General features: G+C 45.9%; 14 protein-coding genes, 4 tRNA genes and 3 rRNA genes. 19 read left to right on the forward strand and 2 right to left on the reverse strand.

Annotated features, from left to right (window positions below; genetic code table 11):
• The 7 genes from VIA_RS10595 to VIA_RS10625 form a co-directional block, all read left to right on the forward strand.
• Positions 1-679: ribosomal RNA gene (locus VIA_RS10595) — 16S ribosomal RNA — on the forward strand; the annotation flags it as partial.
• Positions 680-739: 60 nt separating this feature from the next.
• Positions 740-815: transfer RNA gene (locus tag VIA_RS10600), tRNA-Ala, on the forward strand.
• A gap of 24 nt (positions 816-839) precedes the next feature.
• A tRNA-Glu gene (locus tag VIA_RS10605) sits at positions 840-915 on the forward strand.
• Between the two features lie 303 nt (positions 916-1,218).
• Positions 1,219-4,109 (forward strand): 23S ribosomal RNA (locus VIA_RS10610).
• A gap of 87 nt (positions 4,110-4,196) precedes the next feature.
• Positions 4,197-4,313: ribosomal RNA gene (gene rrf / locus VIA_RS10615) — 5S ribosomal RNA — on the forward strand.
• Between the two features lie 32 nt (positions 4,314-4,345).
• A tRNA-Asp gene (locus VIA_RS10620) sits at positions 4,346-4,422 on the forward strand.
• 35 nt (positions 4,423-4,457) lie between these two features.
• Positions 4,458-4,534, forward strand: a tRNA-Trp gene (locus tag VIA_RS10625).
• 853 nt (positions 4,535-5,387) lie between these two features.
• Here the strand turns inward: VIA_RS10625 and suhB are convergent.
• Positions 5,388-6,191: an inositol-1-monophosphatase gene (gene suhB / locus VIA_RS10630; RefSeq protein ID WP_004412989.1), complete on the reverse strand. Its 804-nt coding sequence runs from the start codon at positions 6,189-6,191 to the stop codon at positions 5,388-5,390.
• A 178-nt stretch (positions 6,192-6,369) separates the two neighbouring features.
• Here suhB and trmJ point away from each other — a divergent pair, with 178 nt between their 5' ends.
• The 12 genes from trmJ to fusA all read left to right on the forward strand — a co-directional run bounded on the left by trmJ (position 6,370) and on the right by fusA (position 17,081).
• Positions 6,370-7,095 carry a tRNA (cytosine(32)/uridine(32)-2'-O)-methyltransferase TrmJ gene (gene trmJ / locus VIA_RS10635; protein WP_004412990.1) on the forward strand — a complete coding sequence of 242 codons (726 nt, stop codon included), beginning with the start codon at positions 6,370-6,372 and terminating at the stop codon, positions 7,093-7,095.
• Positions 7,096-7,215: 120 nt separating this feature from the next.
• Entirely contained in the window at positions 7,216-7,722 is a 507-nt protein-coding gene (gene iscR, locus VIA_RS10640) for a Fe-S cluster assembly transcriptional regulator IscR (protein WP_004418090.1), read from the forward strand.
• A gap of 28 nt (positions 7,723-7,750) precedes the next feature.
• Positions 7,751-8,965 (forward strand): IscS subfamily cysteine desulfurase, encoded by a 1,215-nt coding sequence (locus VIA_RS10645; RefSeq protein WP_004412992.1) that lies wholly within the window; start codon positions 7,751-7,753, stop codon positions 8,963-8,965.
• Positions 8,966-9,012: 47 nt separating this feature from the next.
• Entirely contained in the window at positions 9,013-9,396 is a 384-nt protein-coding gene (iscU, locus tag VIA_RS10650) for a Fe-S cluster assembly scaffold IscU (RefSeq protein WP_004412993.1), read from the forward strand.
• 63 nt (positions 9,397-9,459) lie between these two features.
• On the forward strand, positions 9,460-9,783 hold the full coding sequence (gene iscA, locus VIA_RS10655) for an iron-sulfur cluster assembly protein IscA (protein ID WP_004412994.1): 324 nt from the start codon (positions 9,460-9,462) through the stop codon (positions 9,781-9,783).
• 60 nt (positions 9,784-9,843) lie between these two features.
• A complete protein-coding gene (gene hscB / locus VIA_RS10660; protein ID WP_004412995.1) occupies positions 9,844-10,359 on the forward strand; it encodes a co-chaperone HscB in 516 nt (171 codons plus the stop codon).
• 19 nt (positions 10,360-10,378) lie between these two features.
• Positions 10,379-12,229, forward strand: coding sequence for a Fe-S protein assembly chaperone HscA (gene hscA / locus VIA_RS10665; RefSeq protein WP_004412996.1), 1,851 nt, complete (start codon positions 10,379-10,381; stop codon positions 12,227-12,229).
• 11 nt (positions 12,230-12,240) lie between these two features.
• A complete protein-coding gene (gene fdx / locus VIA_RS10670; RefSeq protein ID WP_004412997.1) occupies positions 12,241-12,579 on the forward strand; it encodes an ISC system 2Fe-2S type ferredoxin in 339 nt (112 codons plus the stop codon).
• A gap of 60 nt (positions 12,580-12,639) precedes the next feature.
• Entirely contained in the window at positions 12,640-12,834 is a 195-nt protein-coding gene (gene iscX, locus VIA_RS10675; RefSeq protein WP_004412998.1) for a Fe-S cluster assembly protein IscX, read from the forward strand.
• Positions 12,835-12,984: 150 nt separating this feature from the next.
• Positions 12,985-14,283 carry an aminopeptidase PepB gene (pepB, locus tag VIA_RS10680; protein WP_004412999.1) on the forward strand — a complete coding sequence of 433 codons (1,299 nt, stop codon included), beginning with the start codon at positions 12,985-12,987 and terminating at the stop codon, positions 14,281-14,283.
• Between the two features lie 57 nt (positions 14,284-14,340).
• Positions 14,341-14,766 carry a nucleoside-diphosphate kinase gene (ndk, locus tag VIA_RS10685; protein WP_004413000.1) on the forward strand — a complete coding sequence of 142 codons (426 nt, stop codon included), beginning with the start codon at positions 14,341-14,343 and terminating at the stop codon, positions 14,764-14,766.
• Positions 14,767-14,993: 227 nt separating this feature from the next.
• The gene (gene fusA / locus VIA_RS10690) at positions 14,994-17,081 is read left to right on the forward strand and encodes an elongation factor G (protein WP_004413001.1); all 2,088 of its coding nucleotides are present in this window, start codon (positions 14,994-14,996) and stop codon (positions 17,079-17,081) included.
• Between the two features lie 180 nt (positions 17,082-17,261).
• On the opposite strand, the gene VIA_RS10695 is transcribed toward fusA, so the two are convergent.
• A complete protein-coding gene (locus VIA_RS10695; protein ID WP_004413002.1) occupies positions 17,262-18,194 on the reverse strand; it encodes a LysR substrate-binding domain-containing protein in 933 nt (310 codons plus the stop codon).
• Positions 18,195-18,247: the final 53 nt, after the last annotated feature.

The raw sequence follows: 18,247 nt of genomic DNA on the forward strand, positions 1-18,247 counted from the left end.
ACGCGTTAAGTAGACCGCCTGGGGAGTACGGTCGCAAGATTAAAACTCAAATGAATTGACGGGGGCCCGCACAAGCGGTGGAGCATGTGGTTTAATTCGATGCAACGCGAAGAACCTTACCTACTCTTGACATCCAGAGAAGCCGGAAGAGATTCTGGTGTGCCTTCGGGAACTCTGAGACAGGTGCTGCATGGCTGTCGTCAGCTCGTGTTGTGAAATGTTGGGTTAAGTCCCGCAACGAGCGCAACCCTTATCCTTGTTTGCCAGCGAGTAATGTCGGGAACTCCAGGGAGACTGCCGGTGATAAACCGGAGGAAGGTGGGGACGACGTCAAGTCATCATGGCCCTTACGAGTAGGGCTACACACGTGCTACAATGGCGCATACAGAGGGCAGCCAACTTGCGAAAGTGAGCGAATCCCAAAAAGTGCGTCGTAGTCCGGATTGGAGTCTGCAACTCGACTCCATGAAGTCGGAATCGCTAGTAATCGTGGATCAGAATGCCACGGTGAATACGTTCCCGGGCCTTGTACACACCGCCCGTCACACCATGGGAGTGGGCTGCAAAAGAAGTAGGTAGTTTAACCTTCGGGAGAACGCTTACCACTTTGTGGTTCATGACTGGGGTGAAGTCGTAACAAGGTAGCCCTAGGGGAACCTGGGGCTGGATCACCTCCTTATACGATGATTACTCACGATGAGTGTCCACACAGATTGATATGTCTTTATTAGAGCTTTGAGGGGCTATAGCTCAGCTGGGAGAGCGCTTCGCTGGCAGCGAAGAGGTCATCGGTTCGATCCCGATTAGCTCCACCAATTCTTACTTAGTAAGAATCTAGTGTCCCGTTCGTCTAGAGGCCTAGGACACCGCCCTTTCACGGCGGTAACAGGGGTTCGACTCCCCTACGGGATACCATCTTTAAACATTCTCTCTTGAGAGTTTTTAAAAATGGTTACTTCTTCGGAAGTGATTAGCTCTTTAACAATTTGGAAAGCTGACAAATCAACAATGTATTGTTGATTGTAAAGTTCTCAATGTTTGTCTTTATGACAAACACCAATACAACACATTCAAGTGTTCTTGGGAATGTCACTGTTAAGTGACTATTCAAAATTGAGTCCGGCAAAATCGAGTCTGCACATGTATAAAAATGCAGACAACTTTGGTTGTTTAACAACATCCTCAAGATTCGCTTCGCGAAACTCTTTGGGGTTGTATGGTTAAGTGACTAAGCGTACACGGTGGATGCCTTGGCAGTCAGAGGCGATGAAGGACGTATTAACTTGCGATAAGCCCAGATTAGGTAGTAAAAACCACTTGAGTCTGGGATTTCCGAATGGGGAAACCCACGTGCATAAGCATGTATCATTAACTGAATACATAGGTTAATGAGGCGAACCGGGGGAACTGAAACATCTAAGTACCCCGAGGAAAAGAAATCAACCGAGATTCCGAAAGTAGCGGCGAGCGAAATTGGACTAGCCCTTAAGCTTTATATGCGTTAGACGAACGGTCTGGAAAGTCCGGCGATACAGGGTGATAGCCCCGTAGTCGACAACGCACATTCAGTGAAATCGAGTAGGGCGGGACACGTGATATCCTGTCTGAATATGGGGGGACCATCCTCCAAGGCTAAATACTACTGACTGACCGATAGTGAACCAGTACCGTGAGGGAAAGGCGAAAAGAACCCCTGTGAGGGGAGTGAAATAGAACCTGAAACCGTGTACGTACAAGCAGTAGGAGCACCTTCGTGGTGTGACTGCGTACCTTTTGTATAATGGGTCAGCGACTTATATTCAGTAGCAAGGTTAACCATCTAGGGGAGCCGTAGAGAAATCGAGTCTTAACTGGGCGTCGAGTTGCTGGATATAGACCCGAAACCAGGTGATCTAGCCATGGGCAGGTTGAAGGTTGAGTAACATCAACTGGAGGACCGAACCGACTAATGTTGAAAAATTAGCGGATGACTTGTGGCTAGGGGTGAAAGGCCAATCAAACCTGGAGATAGCTGGTTCTCCCCGAAATCTATTTAGGTAGAGCCTCGGACGAATACTACTGGGGGTAGAGCACTGTTAAGGCTAGGGGGTCATCCCGACTTACCAACCCTTTGCAAACTCCGAATACCAGTAAGTACTATCCGGGAGACACACGGCGGGTGCTAACGTCCGTCGTGGAGAGGGAAACAACCCAGACCGCCAGCTAAGGTCCCAAATTATTACTAAGTGGGAAACGATGTGGGAAGGCTTAGACAGCTAGGATGTTGGCTTAGAAGCAGCCATCATTTAAAGAAAGCGTAATAGCTCACTAGTCGAGTCGGCCTGCGCGGAAGATGTAACGGGGCTAAGTAATAAACCGAAGCTGCGGCAATGTAGTTTACTACATTGGGTAGGGGAGCGTTCTGTAAGCCGTTGAAGGTGTGTTGTAAAGCATGCTGGAGGTATCAGAAGTGCGAATGCTGACATGAGTAACGATAAAGGGGGTGAAAAACCCCCTCGCCGGAAGACCAAGGGTTCCTGTCCAACGTTAATCGGGGCAGGGTAAGTCGACCCCTAAGGCGAGGCCGAAAGGCGTAGTCGATGGGAAACGGGTTAATATTCCCGTACTTCTTATAATTGCGATGGGGGGACGGAGAAGGCTAGGTGGGCCTGGCGACGGTTGTCCAGGTTCAAGTGCGTAGGCTTAAGAGTTAGGTAAATCCGGCTCTTTTTAAGGCTGAGACACGACGTCGAGCACCTACGGGTGTGAAGTCATTGATGCCATGCTTCCAGGAAAAGCCTCTAAGCTTCAGATTATAAGGAATCGTACCCCAAACCGACACAGGTGGTCGGGTAGAGAATACCAAGGCGCTTGAGAGAACTCGGGTGAAGGAACTAGGCAAAATGGTACCGTAACTTCGGGAGAAGGTACGCTCTTGTCGGTGAAGTCCCTTGCGGATGGAGCTAACGAGAGTCGCAGATACCAGGTGGCTGCAACTGTTTATTAAAAACACAGCACTGTGCAAAATCGTAAGATGACGTATACGGTGTGACGCCTGCCCGGTGCCGGAAGGTTAATTGATGGGGTTAGACTTCGGTCGAAGCTCTTGATCGAAGCCCCGGTAAACGGCGGCCGTAACTATAACGGTCCTAAGGTAGCGAAATTCCTTGTCGGGTAAGTTCCGACCTGCACGAATGGCGTAATGATGGCCACGCTGTCTCCACCCGAGACTCAGTGAAATTGAAATCGCTGTGAAGATGCAGTGTACCCGCGGCTAGACGGAAAGACCCCGTGAACCTTTACTACAGCTTGGCACTGAACATTGACCCTACATGTGTAGGATAGGTGGGAGGCTTTGAAGACGGTACGCCAGTATCGTTGGAGCCGTCCTTGAAATACCACCCTTGTAGTGTTGATGTTCTAACATTGACCCCTGAATCGGGGTTGTGGACAGTGCCTGGTGGGTAGTTTGACTGGGGCGGTCTCCTCCCAAAGAGTAACGGAGGAGCACGAAGGTGGGCTAAACACGGTTGGACATCGTGTGGTTAGTGCAATGGCATAAGCCCGCTTGACTGCGAGAATGACAATTCGAGCAGGTGCGAAAGCAGGTCATAGTGATCCGGTGGTTCTGTATGGAAGGGCCATCGCTCAACGGATAAAAGGTACTCCGGGGATAACAGGCTGATACCGCCCAAGAGTTCATATCGACGGCGGTGTTTGGCACCTCGATGTCGGCTCATCACATCCTGGGGCTGAAGTCGGTCCCAAGGGTATGGCTGTTCGCCATTTAAAGTGGTACGCGAGCTGGGTTTAGAACGTCGTGAGACAGTTCGGTCCCTATCTGCCGTGGGCGTTGGAAGATTGAAGGGGGCTGCTCCTAGTACGAGAGGACCGGAGTGGACGAACCTCTGGTGTTCGGGTTGTGTCGCCAGACGCATTGCCCGGTAGCTAAGTTCGGAATCGATAACCGCTGAAAGCATCTAAGCGGGAAGCGAGCCCTGAGATGAGTCTTCCCTGACCCCTTGAGGGTCCTAAAGGGTTGTTCGAGACTAGAACGTTGATAGGCAGGGTGTGTAAGTGCTGCGAGGCATTGAGCTAACCTGTACTAATTGCCCGTGAGGCTTAACCATACAACACCCAAAGGGTTTTGATGGACTCAATACAAGAATATTGAATGTGTTAAGAACTTAAACAGCTTTCCGAATTTTAAGAATTTGCTTGGCGACCATAGCGATTTGGACCCACCTGATTTCCATGCCGAACTCAGAAGTGAAACGAATTAGCGCCGATGGTAGTGTGGGGTTTCCCCATGTGAGAGTAGGACATCGCCAGGCTTTAAATTTAGACTCTAGAGTCTAACCAGTGCGGAGCGGTAGTTCAGTTGGTTAGAATACCGGCCTGTCACGCCGGGGGTCGCGGGTTCGAGTCCCGTCCGCTCCGCCACTTATTCGAGAGTCGTCTCACTAAACACGAACAACAGGGGTGTAGCTCCAATTGGCAGAGCAGCGGATTCCAAATCCGCGTGTTGGGAGTTCGAATCTCTCCACCCCTGCCATATTTAAGGCTCCAGTCGAAAGACTGGAGCCTTTTTGCTTTTTGATGTTGAAGTATTCAATTGGTAGAGCAGCGGATTCCCCGACTTACCAAAAACAGCGCGTGTTGGGGCGAAGCTTTCGAATCTCTTCACCCCTGCCATATTTAAGGCTCCAGTCGAAAGACTGGAGCCTTTTTACTTTTTGATGTTGAAGTCTTCAATTGGCAGAGCAGCGGATTCCCCGACTTACCAAAAACAGCGCGTGTTGGACCAAGCTTTTGAACCTCTCCACCCCTGCCATATTTAAGGCTCTAGTCGAAAGACTGGAGCCTTTTTCATTTTCAGTGCCAAGCCACCTATATTCAGTAGGTGGTTGTCATTTCTAATCTCCCTATCAATTATTGATTATTTATCAATGTGTTAGCTTCTGTGCGTTTTATATTGATAATGCTGTTCTCTCTTCTTACAATCTATTGCAACCCGATTTGTATGAGCGTAATTTACTTCTTAAAGAAGAGGGGAGTGTCTAGTTGTACACGAAGCTCTAAGATGTCTGATAAGGAAATGCTGAACGAGACATGTAAAGGTAGCTCATAAGGCTCGTGCTCAGTATAGAAGTTGATATGGCGTGAGCTTTTAAGAAACAACGGCTATTACTTAAAGCTGAACATAAACAGCGATATGAAAAGTCTTGAAATCGGTTTATAAATGAAATAGTCGCTAGAGGGTTAGAACTGTTCGGCGTTCGTGACAGTGTTTTGAGCTAAATAAATCTTATGGAAGATGGAATGCGCAGATAAGAATTTAGTATCGACATACAAAAAAGCCCCACTCATTGAGTGGGGCTTTTGATATTCAGCTGTGACGGAGCTAATTATTTAAGCATTGCTTCATTGCCGTTTTCACGGATGTGCTTAAGCATGCCTTTAACGCCGCGCGCACTAGAAGCAACAACGTTACCTGACTTCATGTAGTCAGTACCGCCAGCGAAATCAGTGATGATAGCACCAGCTTCACGTGCAATAAGCTCACCAGCAGCGATGTCCCAAGGCTTAAGGCCAAGTTCAAAGAAACCGTCAACGCGGCCAGCAGCAACGTAACATAGGTCAAGTGCAGCAGAGCCTGTACGACGGAAATCAGCACAATCTACGAATAGAGAAGACATGATCTTGAAGTAAGACTCAGAGTGTTGCTTCTGCTTGAATGGGAAGCCTGTTGCTAAAATAGTACCTTGTAGGTCTTTTAGCTGCTTAACACGGATACGAGCATTGTTTAATTGAGCACCAGCACCACGTTGTGCAGTGAACAGTTCGTTTTGCATAGGATCGTATACACATGCAACTTCAGTTTTACCTTTGAAGCGTACAGCAATTGATACAGAGAAGTGTGGCAAACCTTTAACAAAGTTTGATGTGCCATCCAGAGGGTCAATGATCCATTGAACTTCTTTGTCTTTACCTTCGATAACGCCATTTTCCTCAGCAACAATACAGTGCTCAGGGTAAGAAGCTTGGATAGTATCGATGATGATAGTTTCCGCTTCTTTGTCTACGTTAGTAACAAAGTCGTTCGTGCCTTTCTGAGTTGATTCGATCTTCTCAGCATTTTCTAAAGATTTAGCAATATGATTGCCAGCTTTTCGTGCAGCACGAATAGCGATATTAAGCATTGGATGCATACTAATTTCCCAACGGATGTTAAAGAACAGAAAAACGGGCGGCAGTATACCAGATAAATCATTAAATGGAAGTGGTTAATTTTTGCTCTTTCGGTTTTTAACGAACAAAGGGTCTGACCATTTTACTCAGGTATATGTTACTATCTTGCAGCTTTATTAACACTCTTGGGATTTATCAATGCTTAACAACGTTAAAGTTGTCCTTGTTGGGACTTCGCACTCTGGCAATATCGGCTCTGCGGCGCGCGCAATGAAAGTCATGGGCTTGAGTAACCTAGTGCTGGTTGATCCCCAATGTAGTGTTGATGAACAGACTCTCGCTTTGGCGGCGGGTGCGGCCGATATAGCAGAAAATGCAACCGTTGTTGATACTCTTACCGAGGCCGTAGCTGACTGTGCGTTAGTTGTTGGTTCAAGTGCTCGTTCTCGCACGCTTGAATGGCCGATGTTAGAACCGCGTGAGTGTGGCCAGAAGTTTGTCTCTGAAGGGCAAGAGAGCCCAGTTGCTTTGGTGTTCGGACGTGAACGAACAGGTCTAACTAATGATGAGCTGCAGACGTGTCATTACCATGTTTGTATTCCTGCAAACCCGGAATATAGCTCGTTAAACTTAGCGATGGCGGTACAGACATTGAGCTACGAAATTCGTATGGCTTATTTAGACAATGAGCAGAGTCAATACCAAGCACCAGAGCAAGTGGAATACCCTAGGCATAAAGAACTAGAAATGTTCTTTGCACACCTTGAAAAGGTTGCCAAAGATACCCAATTTATTAGTGAAGATCAGCCAGGTAAAGTGATGAATAAACTTCGTCGCTTATTCAACCGAGCACGACCTGAAGCACAAGAACTGAATATTCTGCGTGGTGTTTTAACTGCAGTAGAAAAGCGTATTTCTCGTTAGCCTTAAACCACAAAATACCAAAGGTTAAATACCTGACTAAATTAGTCAATTAAATACTTGACCAAAACAGTCAGGTATGAAAAAATTCATACCACATAAACGGTGTGGATATGGTGTTATATGAGACTTACATCTAAGGGACGATACGCAGTGACAGCCATGTTAGATGTGGCTCTGCATTCGCAACAGAACCCTGTGCCTTTGGCCGATATTTCTGAGCGTCAAGGGATTTCTCTATCTTACTTAGAGCAGCTTTTTTCAAAATTACGTAAAGCTGGTCTAGTAGCCAGTGTGCGTGGACCTGGTGGTGGTTACCGATTAGGTGAAGATGCTTACTCGATTGCAATTGGAACTGTAATTGCAGCGGTAGATGAGTCAGTTGATGCGACTAAATGTAATGGTAAGGGAGATTGCCAAGGCGGCTCTCGCTGTTTAACCCATACATTGTGGCGTGACTTGAGTTCACGCATTAGTGACTTCTTGAACAACATCACTCTTGGTGAGTTGATGAAAGACAACGAAGTTTTAGAAATTTCTGATCGACAAGATTTCGATCTTGCCGTAAATAATGGGCTTGCAAATAAAAAGACTAACACCGCGCCCATCGGTGTAAACATCCGCACTTAAGCGGCTGCCTGTTACATTGGAGTAGAGAATGAAACTGCCTATTTATTTAGATTATTCAGCGACCTGTCCTGTTGATCCTCGTGTAGCTGAAAAAATGGTTCAGTACATGACTATGGACGGTACGTTCGGCAACCCAGCATCACGTTCACACCGTTACGGCTGGCAGGCAGAAGAAGCGGTTGATACTGCTCGTGAGCAAATTGCAGATCTACTAAACGCAGATCCGCGCGAAATCGTATTCACTTCGGGTGCAACTGAGTCTGACAACCTAGCAATCAAAGGTGCTGCTCACTTCTATTCGAAGAAAGGCAAACACGTTATCACTTGTAAAACAGAACACAAGGCGGTTCTAGACCCTTGTCGTCAGCTTGAACGTGAAGGGTTTGAAGTTACTTACCTAGAGCCTGAGTCAAACGGCTTAATTGACCTTAAAAAGCTTGAAGCCGCAATGCGTGAAGATACGGTTCTAGTATCGATTATGCACGTGAATAACGAAATCGGTGTGATCCAAGATATTTCATCAATCGGCGAAATGTGTCGTGAGCGTAAGATCGTATTCCATGTGGACGCAGCGCAATCTGCGGGCAAATTACCGATTGACGTAAAAGAGATGAAAGTAGATTTAATCTCTATGTCGGCACATAAGATCTACGGCCCTAAAGGTATTGGTGCACTATACGTTCGTCGTAAGCCTCGTATCCGCCTAGAAGCGCAAATGCACGGTGGCGGTCATGAACGTGGTTTCCGCTCTGGTACGTTACCTACTCACCAAATCGTGGGTATGGGTGAAGCATTCCGTATTGCGAAAGAAGACATGCAAAAAGACTTTGACCATGCACTGGCTCTACGTAATCGTCTACTTGATGGTGTTATAGATCTAGAAGCAGTTACTGTGAATGGTGATCTTGAGCAACGTGTACCCCATAACCTAAATGTTAGCTTTGCTTTCGTTGAAGGTGAGTCACTGCTTATGTCTCTTAAAGACCTTGCGGTATCTTCAGGTAGTGCATGTACCTCAGCAAGTTTAGAGCCGTCTTACGTACTTCGTGCTCTTGGTCTTAATGATGAATTAGCACACAGCTCAGTTCGTTTCTCTTTCGGTCGCTTTACGACTGAAGAAGAAATTGACTACGCAATCGAACAAATTCGTACAGCAGTGACTAAACTGCGTGACATGTCTCCTCTATGGGATATGTACAAGGAAGGAATCGACCTAGATACGGTTGAGTGGGCACACCACTAATCGCAGGTTATTCCCAGAGATTAATAGAGGATTCGAGGTAAAATATCATGGCATATAGCGAAAAAGTAATTGATCACTACGAGAACCCACGTAACGTTGGTTCATTTGATAAAGAAGACCCAGCAGTAGGTAGCGGCATGGTCGGCGCTCCTGCGTGTGGCGATGTAATGAAGCTGCAGATCAAGGTAACACCAGAAGGTATTATCGAAGATGCTAAGTTTAAAACGTACGGCTGTGGCAGTGCTATTGCTTCAAGTTCACTCGTAACTGAGTGGGTTAAGGGTAAAAGCATTGATGAGGCAGCGGCGATTAAAAACGCAGAAATCGCAGAAGAGCTTGAGCTTCCACCTGTGAAAGTTCACTGCTCAATTCTAGCGGAAGATGCAATCAAAGCTGCGGTTGCTGATTACAAGAAAAAACACCAAGAATAAGTATATAATGGGGGCGTTAAACCTCCCATTTCATTCGCCAACATAGACAAACTAAGGTGCAGTATGGCCATTACAATGACAGAAACCGCGGCAAGTCGCGTTAGAACATTCCTAGATAACCGAGGTAAAGGTATCGGTTTACGTTTAGGTGTGAAAACGACGGGTTGTTCGGGAATGGCTTATGTCCTTGAGTTTGTTGATGAGCTGAACGAAGAAGATTCTGTATTTGAGCACTCAGGCGTAAAGGTGATTATTGACCCTAAGAGCCTCGTTTACTTAGACGGTACAGAGCTTGATTACGTTAAAGAAGGCTTGAATGAAGGGTTTGAATTTAATAACCCTAATGCGAAAAGCGAATGTGGTTGTGGTGAGAGCTTCAACGTTTAATTGAGAGCGCCTATGGGCATTTACTTGCTCATAGGTAGATTACCAAGGACCGAATTCTTAATGAATTATTTCGAATTATTTGGGCTACCAAGTCAGTTTAAGCTGGATGGTAGCCTTCTTTCTTCACAATTCCGTGAACTGCAAAAAAAATCCCATCCAGATAACTTTGCTACAGCTTCGGAACGAGATCGTCTCTTAGCGGTCCAGAAAGCGGCCGAGATAAACGATGCATACCAAGTTTTAAAAAATCCTATCTCTCGCGCTGAGTATATGTTGGCTGAAAATGGCATGGAGATTCGTGGTGAGCAGCAAACGATGCAAGATCCAATGTTCTTAATGGAGCAAATGGAATTACGTGAAGAACTGGAAGATATTTCATCTAGCTCAGATCCTGAAGAGGCTTTGTTTGATTTTGATAGCAAAGTGAGCAAGATGTTTAAGCAACAGCTAGCGGCGACAGAGCAAGAGCTCAACGATTCTGCTTGGCAACAAGCCGCAGATCGAGTGCGTAAGCTAAAGTTTATTGCCAAACTTAAAAACGAAATCGAACTAGTGGAAGACAAGCTCCTCGGCTAGTGACAAACAAGGAACACCCATGGCACTACTTCAAATTGCGGAACCGGGTCAAAGCTCGGCCCCTCATGAGCATAAGCTTGCTGCAGGAATTGATTTAGGTACGACTAACTCTCTCGTAGCTTCAGTGAGAAGCGGTGATGCGGCAACGTTAAAAGACGAACAGGGTCAAAGCATTCTGCCGTCTGTGGTCAATTACTCTGGTGAGATCTTGGTTGGTTATGACGCAAAAGCAAAAGCGGAATTGGATCCAACCAACACAATCATTTCAGTTAAACGTCTATTGGGTCGCTCTCTTGATGATATTCAACAGCGCTATCCAAACCTGCCATACCAATTTAAATCAAGCGAGAATGGTTTACCTGTGTTGCAAACAGTAACCGGTGATAAAAACCCTATTGAAGTCTCTGCTGATATTCTTAAAGCGCTAGGTGAGCGTGCAGAGAAAACGCTCGGCGGTGAACTTTCTGGCGTTGTAATTACGGTTCCAGCTTATTTTGATGATGCTCAACGCGCAGGAACGAAAGATGCAGCCAAGCTTGCTGGCATGCACGTTCTTCGTCTACTGAATGAGCCAACAGCTGCAGCGATCGCCTACGGTCTTGATTCTGGTCAGGAAGGCGTGATTGCTGTTTATGATCTGGGTGGCGGTACATTTGATATTTCGATTCTTCGTTTATCGAAAGGTGTTTTTGAAGTACTCGCAACAGGTGGTGACTCTGCATTAGGTGGCGATGACTTTGACCACTTGCTAGCAGATTACATTCTAGAGAAAGCTGGGATTTCGCAAACACTAACCGCTGAGCAAACTCGTGTGCTGCTTAACGTTGCAACGGACACCAAAATCTCTTTCTCAGAGCAAGATAGTGTTGAAGTTAACGTTTTCGACTGGCAAGGCACGGTTTCTAGAGAAGAATTTGAAGACCTAATTCGACCACTGGTGAAGAAAACATTGATGTCGTGCCGTCGTGCTCTGAAAGATGCCGATGTAGACGCAGATGAAGTACTTGAAGTTGTTATGGTCGGTGGTTCTACACGTACGCTATTAGTTCGTGAAATGGTCGGTGATTTCTTTGGTCGCAAGCCATTAACCACCATCAATCCAGATGAAGTAGTCGCGATTGGCGCGGGCATCCAAGCAGATATTCTAGTCGGTAATAAACCCGACTCAGAAATGCTGCTTCTCGATGTCATTCCATTGTCGCTTGGTATTGAAACCATGGGCGGACTGGTTGAGAAAATTGTGCCACGCAATACAACGATTCCAGTCGCGCGAGCACAAGAATTTACCACTTTTAAAGATGGTCAGACAGCGATGAGCGTACACATCGTTCAAGGCGAGCGTGAAATGGTTGATGACTGCCGCTCACTCGCGCGCTTCTCACTCAAGGGTATTCCTGCAATGGCAGCGGGTGCTGCACATATTCGAGTAACTTACCAAGTTGATGCGGATGGCTTATTGTCAGTCACTGCAATGGAAAAGAGTACTGGTATTCAATCTGAAATTCAGGTTAAACCATCTTACGGCTTAAGTGATGATGAAGTAGCGAACATGCTACGTGACTCCATGACTTATGCGAAAGACGATATGTTGGCTCGTGCATTAGCTGAACAGCGTGTTGAAGCGGATCGTGTTATCGAAGGTTTAATCGCCGCAATGCAGGCTGATGGTGATGAGTTACTGTCAGAGTCAGAGCGTCAGGAACTAATAAAAGCGATTGAGGCTCTTATTGAGCTGAGAAATGGCGATGATGCTGATGCGATAGAGCAGGGTATCAAAGATACAGATAAGGCGAGTCAAGACTTTGCTTCTCGTCGTATGGATAAGTCGATTCGAGCTGCGTTGTCAGGTCAATCAGTGAATGATATTTAAGAGATAGAGTTATGCCTAAGATTATTGTATTGCCGCATGAAGATTTATGCCCTGAAGGTGCTGTACTGGAAGCGAATTCCGGTGACACGGTTCTTGATGTTGCGCTGAAAAACGGTATCGGCATTGAACACGCATGTGAAAAGTCTTGTGCGTGTACGACATGCCATGTAGTGATTCGTGAAGGTTTTGACTCTTTAGAAGAGAGTGATGAGCTAGAAGATGACATGCTAGACAAAGCATGGGGTCTTGAGCCTGAGTCTCGTCTGGGCTGCCAAGCGAGAGTCGCTGACGAAGATCTTGTTGTTGAAATTCCGAAGTATACGCTAAACCACGCTTCAGAAGATCATTAATCAATCACTCTAATTCTTTATAAATGACTACCGCAGAGTAGAGAAAAAGGAAGGCAAGCAATGAAATGGACAGATTCGCGCGATATTGCGATTGAACTATGCGATAAGTTTCCTGAGACAGATCCTAAAACCGTTCGTTTTACCGATCTTCACCAGTGGATTACAGAATTAGAAGAGTTTGATGATGAGCCAAATCGTTCAAATGAAAAGATTTTGGAAGCTGTGATCCTATGTTGGATGGATGAAATGGATTAACCCGAGTGGGAAACCCATTCCAGTTAACAAAATTTACTAAAAAAAACGGACCTTATGGTCCGTTTTTTTATCAATTTAACATTAAAGTGTTAACATCGATGGGCGAATAGAAAAAGGCGTAGGCAGCGCCAGTACAGACAAGGAGAAACCATGTCTACACAGATGTCAGTATTTCTAAGCCAAGACACAGCAGCTCCGCATTGGGGCGAGAAAGCGATCCTTTCATTTTCAGAGCAAGGTGCAACTATCCACCTTGGTGAAGGACACGATCTTGGCGCAGTTCAAAAGGCGGCTCGTAAACTTGATGGCCAAGGTATCGCCTCTATTTCTCTTTCCGGAGAAGGCTGGGATTTAGAAAGCATTTGGGCTTTCCACCAAGGTTACCGTGGCCCGAAAAAAGCCAACCAATTTGAGTGGCAGCCACTTTCAGAAGCCGATCAAGCTGAACTGAACGCGCGTATTAAAGCAACGGATTTTACTCGCGACATTATCAATAAACCGGCAGAAGAAGTCGCCCCGCGTCAGCTAGCGACGATGGCTGCTGAGTTCATAAAATCAGTCGCCCCAGAAGGCACGGTTAAGGCTCGCATTGTTAAAGATAAAGATCTGCTTGCTGAAGGTTGGCAAGGTATTTATGCGGTAGGGCGAGGCTCTGACCGTACATCAGCAATGCTACAGTTGGACTTCAACCCTACGGGTGATGAAAATGCACCAGTGTTCGCCTGTCTAGTTGGCAAAGGTATTACCTTTGATTCAGGTGGTTACAGCATTAAACCCTCTGGTTTTATGACGGCAATGAAAGCGGATATGGGCGGCTCGGGTACCATTACTGGTGGCCTAGGTCTGGCGATCATGCGTGGTTTGAATAAACGCGTGAAACTGATCCTATGTTGTGCTGAGAATATGATTTCTGGCCGTGCTCTAAAGCTTGGTGACATCATTACCTATAAAAATGGTAAAACAGTTGAAATCATGAACACTGATGCCGAAGGGCGTTTAGTTCTTGCTGACGGCCTGATGTATGCAAGTGAACAAAATCCAGAGCTCATCATCGATTGCGCGACATTAACAGGCGCGGCTAAGAATGCACTTGGTAATGACTACCATGCATTGATGAGTTTTGATGATGAACTGTCTCATCAAGCTCTCACTGTTGCTCGTGAAGAAAAAGAGGGTCTATGGCCACTTCCTCTAGCGGATTTCCACCGTGGCATGTTACCTTCAAACTTTGCTGATTTATCAAACATAAGTAGTGGTGATTACTCACCTGGTGCAAGTACTGCTGCTGCTTTCTTGTCTTACTTTGTAGAAGACTATAAGAAAGGTTGGCTGCACTTTGATTGTGCGGCGACATATCGCAAATCAGCAACGGATAAATGGGCTGCGGGCGCGACAGGTGTTGGTGTACGTAGTTTAGCTGGGCTGATTCTCCAGCAAGCAAATAAATAGCAATAAGAGGCCGAAGAGCCTCTTCTATTAAAACAATGATAAATGGAAGGATACCCTATGCCTCTAGAAAGAACTTTTTCTATTGTTAAGCCCGATGCAGTAGAGCGTAATTTAATTGGTGAAATCTATCACCGTATTGAAAAAGCAGGTTTACAAATCATCGCAGCGAAGATGGTTCGACTGACTGAAGAGCAGGCCAGCGGCTTCTATGCTGAGCATGAAGGCAAGCCGTTTTTCCCTGCGCTAAAAGAGTTTATGACGTCTGGCCCTATTATGGTTCAGGTGCTTGAAGGCGAAGACGCGATTGCTCGTTATCGTGAACTAATGGGTAAAACTAACCCTGAAGAAGCGGCATGTGGAACGATTCGAGCTGATTACGCAGTGAGCATGCGCTATAATTCAGTACACGGTTCAGACAGTCCGGAATCAGCAGCTCGTGAAATCGAGTTCTTCTTCCCAGAGTCGGAAATTTGCCCACGTTAATAGCGCTGGCAATAAGCAATGAAATCAGTGCTGCTTATCTGATATAAGCAGCATTTTTATTCTTAAAAAATACTCTCACCAAAGGTTAATTTGTCGTGAATACGCCAAATTAACGCTAGTATTGGTGTGAAAAGTTTTTTTACATACAGAGCACGCCAAGGGTATCAGTCTTGACAGATTGTGATATACTCTGCGCGCAATTTATACCTTATAAACAGAGTAAGACAATGGCAGATTTATCAAAGTACAGAAACATTGGTATTTTCGCGCACGTTGATGCGGGTAAAACTACCACCACTGAGCGTATTCTTAAGCTTACTGGTAAAATCCACAAAACTGGTGAAGTACACGACGGTGAGTCTACAACTGACTTCATGGAACAGGAAGCTGAGCGCGGTATTACAATCCAATCAGCAGCGGTAACTTGTGAGTGGAATGGCCACCGCCTAAACGTTATCGATACTCCGGGACACGTTGACTTCACAGTTGAAGTATACCGTTCACTTAAAGTACTTGACGGTGGTATCGGTGTATTCTGTGGTTCTGGTGGTGTTGAGCCTCAGTCAGAAACAAACTGGCGTTACGCGAACGATTCAGAAGTTGCTCGTCTGATCTTCGTAAACAAACTAGACCGTATGGGTGCAGACTTCTTCAACGTTGTTGATCAAGTACGTAACGTACTAGGTGCTAACCCACTAGTAATGACTCTGCCAATCGGTCGTGAAGACGATTTCGTTGGTGTTGTTGACGTACTAAACCGTAAAGCTTACGTTTGGGACGACACAGGTCTACCAGAAAACTACGAAATTCAAGATGTTCCAGCGGACATGGTTGATGACCTAGAACAGTACCGTGAAGAGCTAGTTGAGACTGCTGTAGAGCAAGACGACGAGCTAATGGAAGCGTACATGGAAGGCGAAGAGCCATCTATCGAGCAGCTAAAAGAGTGTATCCGTAAAGGTACTCGTGACCTAGCGTTCTTCCCAACATTCTGTGGTTCTGCGTTCAAGAACAAAGGCATGCAACTTATCCTTGACGCTGTTGTAGATTACCTACCAGCTCCAAACGAAGTTGATCCTCAGCCTCTAACTGATCCAGAAACTGGTGAAGCGACTGGTGAAGTTGCGACTGTATCTGAAGACGAGCCACTAAAAGCGCTAGCATTCAAGATTATGGATGACCGTTTTGGTGCACTAACATTCGTTCGTATCTACTCTGGCCGTCTGAAGAAGGGTGACACTATCCTTAACTCAGCGACTGGTAAGACTGAACGTATCGGCCGTATGTGTGAAATGCAAGCGGACGAGCGTAACGAACTTACTGAAGCGCAAGCTGGTGACATCATCGCTATCGTAGGTATGAAGAACGTTCAGACTGGTCACACTCTATGTGATCCTAAGCATGAATGTACTCTTGAAGCTATGATCTTCCCAGAACCAGTAATCTCAATCGCTGTATCTCCAAAAGATAAAGGCGGTTCTGAGAAGATGGGTATCGCTATTGGTAAGATGGTTGCAGAAGATCCATCATTCCAAGTTGAGACTGACGAAGAGTCTGGCGAAACTATCCTGAAAGGTATGGGTGAACTTCACCTAGACATCAAGGTAGATATCCTTAAGCGTACTTACGGCGTTGAGCTAGAAGTAGGTGCTCCACAGGTAGCTTACCGTGAAACTATCACTCAAGCAGTTGAAGATAGCTACACGCACAAGAAGCAATCTGGTGGTTCTGGTCAGTTTGGTAAGATCGACTACCGCATCAAGCCAGGTGAGCCAAACTCAGGCTTCACGTTCAAATCAACAGTTGTTGGTGGTAACGTACCTAAAGAATTCTGGCCAGCAGTTGAGAAAGGCTTTGCTGGTATGATGAATACTGGTGTTCTAGCTGGTTTCCCAACTCTAGACGTAGAAGTTGAGCTATTCGACGGTGGTTTCCACGCAGTTGACTCTTCAGCTATCGCTTACGAAATCGCTGCTAAAGGCGCATTCCGTCAGTCTATGCCTAAAGCGGGTGCACAACTTCTTGAGCCAATCATGAACGTTGACGTATTCACTCCAGAAGACAACGTTGGTGATGTAATCGGTGACCTTAACCGTCGTCGTGGTATGATCAAAGACCAACAAGCTGGTACTACAGGCGTTCGTATTAAAGCTGACGTTCCTCTATCAGAAATGTTTGGTTACATCGGTCACCTACGTACTATCACTTCTGGTCGTGGTCAGTTCTCTATGGAGTTCGGTCAATACGCACCATGTCCAGCAAACGTTGCTGAGCAAGTAATCGCAGAAGTTAAAGAGCGTAACGCTAAGAAGTAATTCTTTACGTTAGCTAGATAGCTTTGAAAGCCCCAGTCGTGAGACTGGGGCTTTTTTTTGGAAGAATAAAGGAGTTCCGCTTTTCGAGAGAGAAAGTTCACTATTAAGGTCACTCGATAGAGTAACGAAGGAGCGAGTAAGGAATCTAAAGTCTTCGACTCGTTTTGATAGATACCTAACTCACCTACGGCTGCGACCATCAATAATCTCTAAACCTAATTCATCGAGGTTTCTATACTCTTCAGCTTGAGCAAAAATCCATTCACAGAAGCGTTTGATCTTCTCTCTTTTAAAATAGGCTCTAGGTGCGCATAGGAAATAATTGTAGTCGGTTCTTTGCGCTAGGTTACCGATCCTTACGAGTTTACCTTCCTCAATATAGCGCTGAGCCAACGTGTGCTTAGCTAAAGCAACCCCTTGTACTGCGAGCGCACCTTCTAAGACAAAATGGGAGCCATTGTATTTTAGAGTGGGTTTTGAAGCTTTATGACCGACATTATTAAGCCATATTCCCCAATCTAGATCACGCCAGTAATCTTCGATTAAATCCGCTCCAGTAAGATCACTTAACTCATAGATACTGTGTTGTTCCTGATAAATGGGATGACAAACCGGGTAGAGCAGCTCTTCAATGAGTAATTGCGAGGCAATGTTCGCATAGTCGCCAGGTCCGTATCGAATACACACATCGAGATTAGAGTTCTGGAAATCGGCTAGCTCACTGGTAGGTTCGATCATAAGCTCTAAGTCAGGGTTTTGCTGTCGAAAGTGGCCAATTCTAGGTACCAGCCAGTGCTGAGCAAAGGAAGGCAGTGTTGAAATAGACAATTGACTCGGGTTCGGGTCTTGGTTTATTTGTCGTATGCCTCGGTGTAAGTGCTCAAACCCTCTTTGAGCCTGATCGAACAGGATTTCCCCTTCCATGGTTAGCGTCACTTTTCGGTGCTGCCTGAGGAATAGCTCTGCCCCTAAAAAGTCTTCAAGCTGACGAACCTGTTGACTAATAGCAGCAGCCGTCACGAACAGTTCTTGAGCGGCTAACTTAAAGCTGCCCAGTTTTGCCGCAGTATAGAAGTAGTAGATTCCTTGCAAAGGTGGAAGTCGATCTTTCACTTTAGTTTTCCTTAACTGAAGGTCAATTTGTATCGTTTGAGCAAGATAGGTTA

It is taken from the genome of Vibrio orientalis CIP 102891 = ATCC 33934 (genome assembly GCF_000176235.1).
Lineage (GTDB): Bacteria > Pseudomonadota > Gammaproteobacteria > Enterobacterales > Vibrionaceae > Vibrio > Vibrio orientalis.

What these genes read in the sequence shown, in the direction of transcription:
- ndk (WP_004413000.1), top strand. Translation starts at nt 14,341, where the DNA reads ATGCCTCTAGAAAGAACTTTTTCTATTGTTAAGCCCGATGCAGTAGAG.
- fusA (WP_004413001.1), top strand. Translation starts at nt 14,994, where the DNA reads ATGGCAGATTTATCAAAGTACAGAAACATTGGTATTTTCGCGCACGTT.
- iscR (WP_004418090.1), top strand. Translation starts at nt 7,216, where the DNA reads ATGAGACTTACATCTAAGGGACGATACGCAGTGACAGCCATGTTAGAT.
- VIA_RS10645 (WP_004412992.1), top strand. Translation starts at nt 7,751, where the DNA reads ATGAAACTGCCTATTTATTTAGATTATTCAGCGACCTGTCCTGTTGAT.
- pepB (WP_004412999.1), top strand. Translation starts at nt 12,985, where the DNA reads ATGTCTACACAGATGTCAGTATTTCTAAGCCAAGACACAGCAGCTCCG.
- iscU (WP_004412993.1), top strand. Translation starts at nt 9,013, where the DNA reads ATGGCATATAGCGAAAAAGTAATTGATCACTACGAGAACCCACGTAAC.
- fdx (WP_004412997.1), top strand. Translation starts at nt 12,241, where the DNA reads ATGCCTAAGATTATTGTATTGCCGCATGAAGATTTATGCCCTGAAGGT.
- iscA (WP_004412994.1), top strand. Translation starts at nt 9,460, where the DNA reads ATGGCCATTACAATGACAGAAACCGCGGCAAGTCGCGTTAGAACATTC.
- hscB (WP_004412995.1), top strand. Translation starts at nt 9,844, where the DNA reads ATGAATTATTTCGAATTATTTGGGCTACCAAGTCAGTTTAAGCTGGAT.
- hscA (WP_004412996.1), top strand. Translation starts at nt 10,379, where the DNA reads ATGGCACTACTTCAAATTGCGGAACCGGGTCAAAGCTCGGCCCCTCAT.
- suhB (WP_004412989.1), bottom strand. Translation starts at nt 6,191, where the DNA reads ATGCATCCAATGCTTAATATCGCTATTCGTGCTGCACGAAAAGCTGGC.
- iscX (WP_004412998.1), top strand. Translation starts at nt 12,640, where the DNA reads ATGAAATGGACAGATTCGCGCGATATTGCGATTGAACTATGCGATAAG.
- trmJ (WP_004412990.1), top strand. Translation starts at nt 6,370, where the DNA reads ATGCTTAACAACGTTAAAGTTGTCCTTGTTGGGACTTCGCACTCTGGC.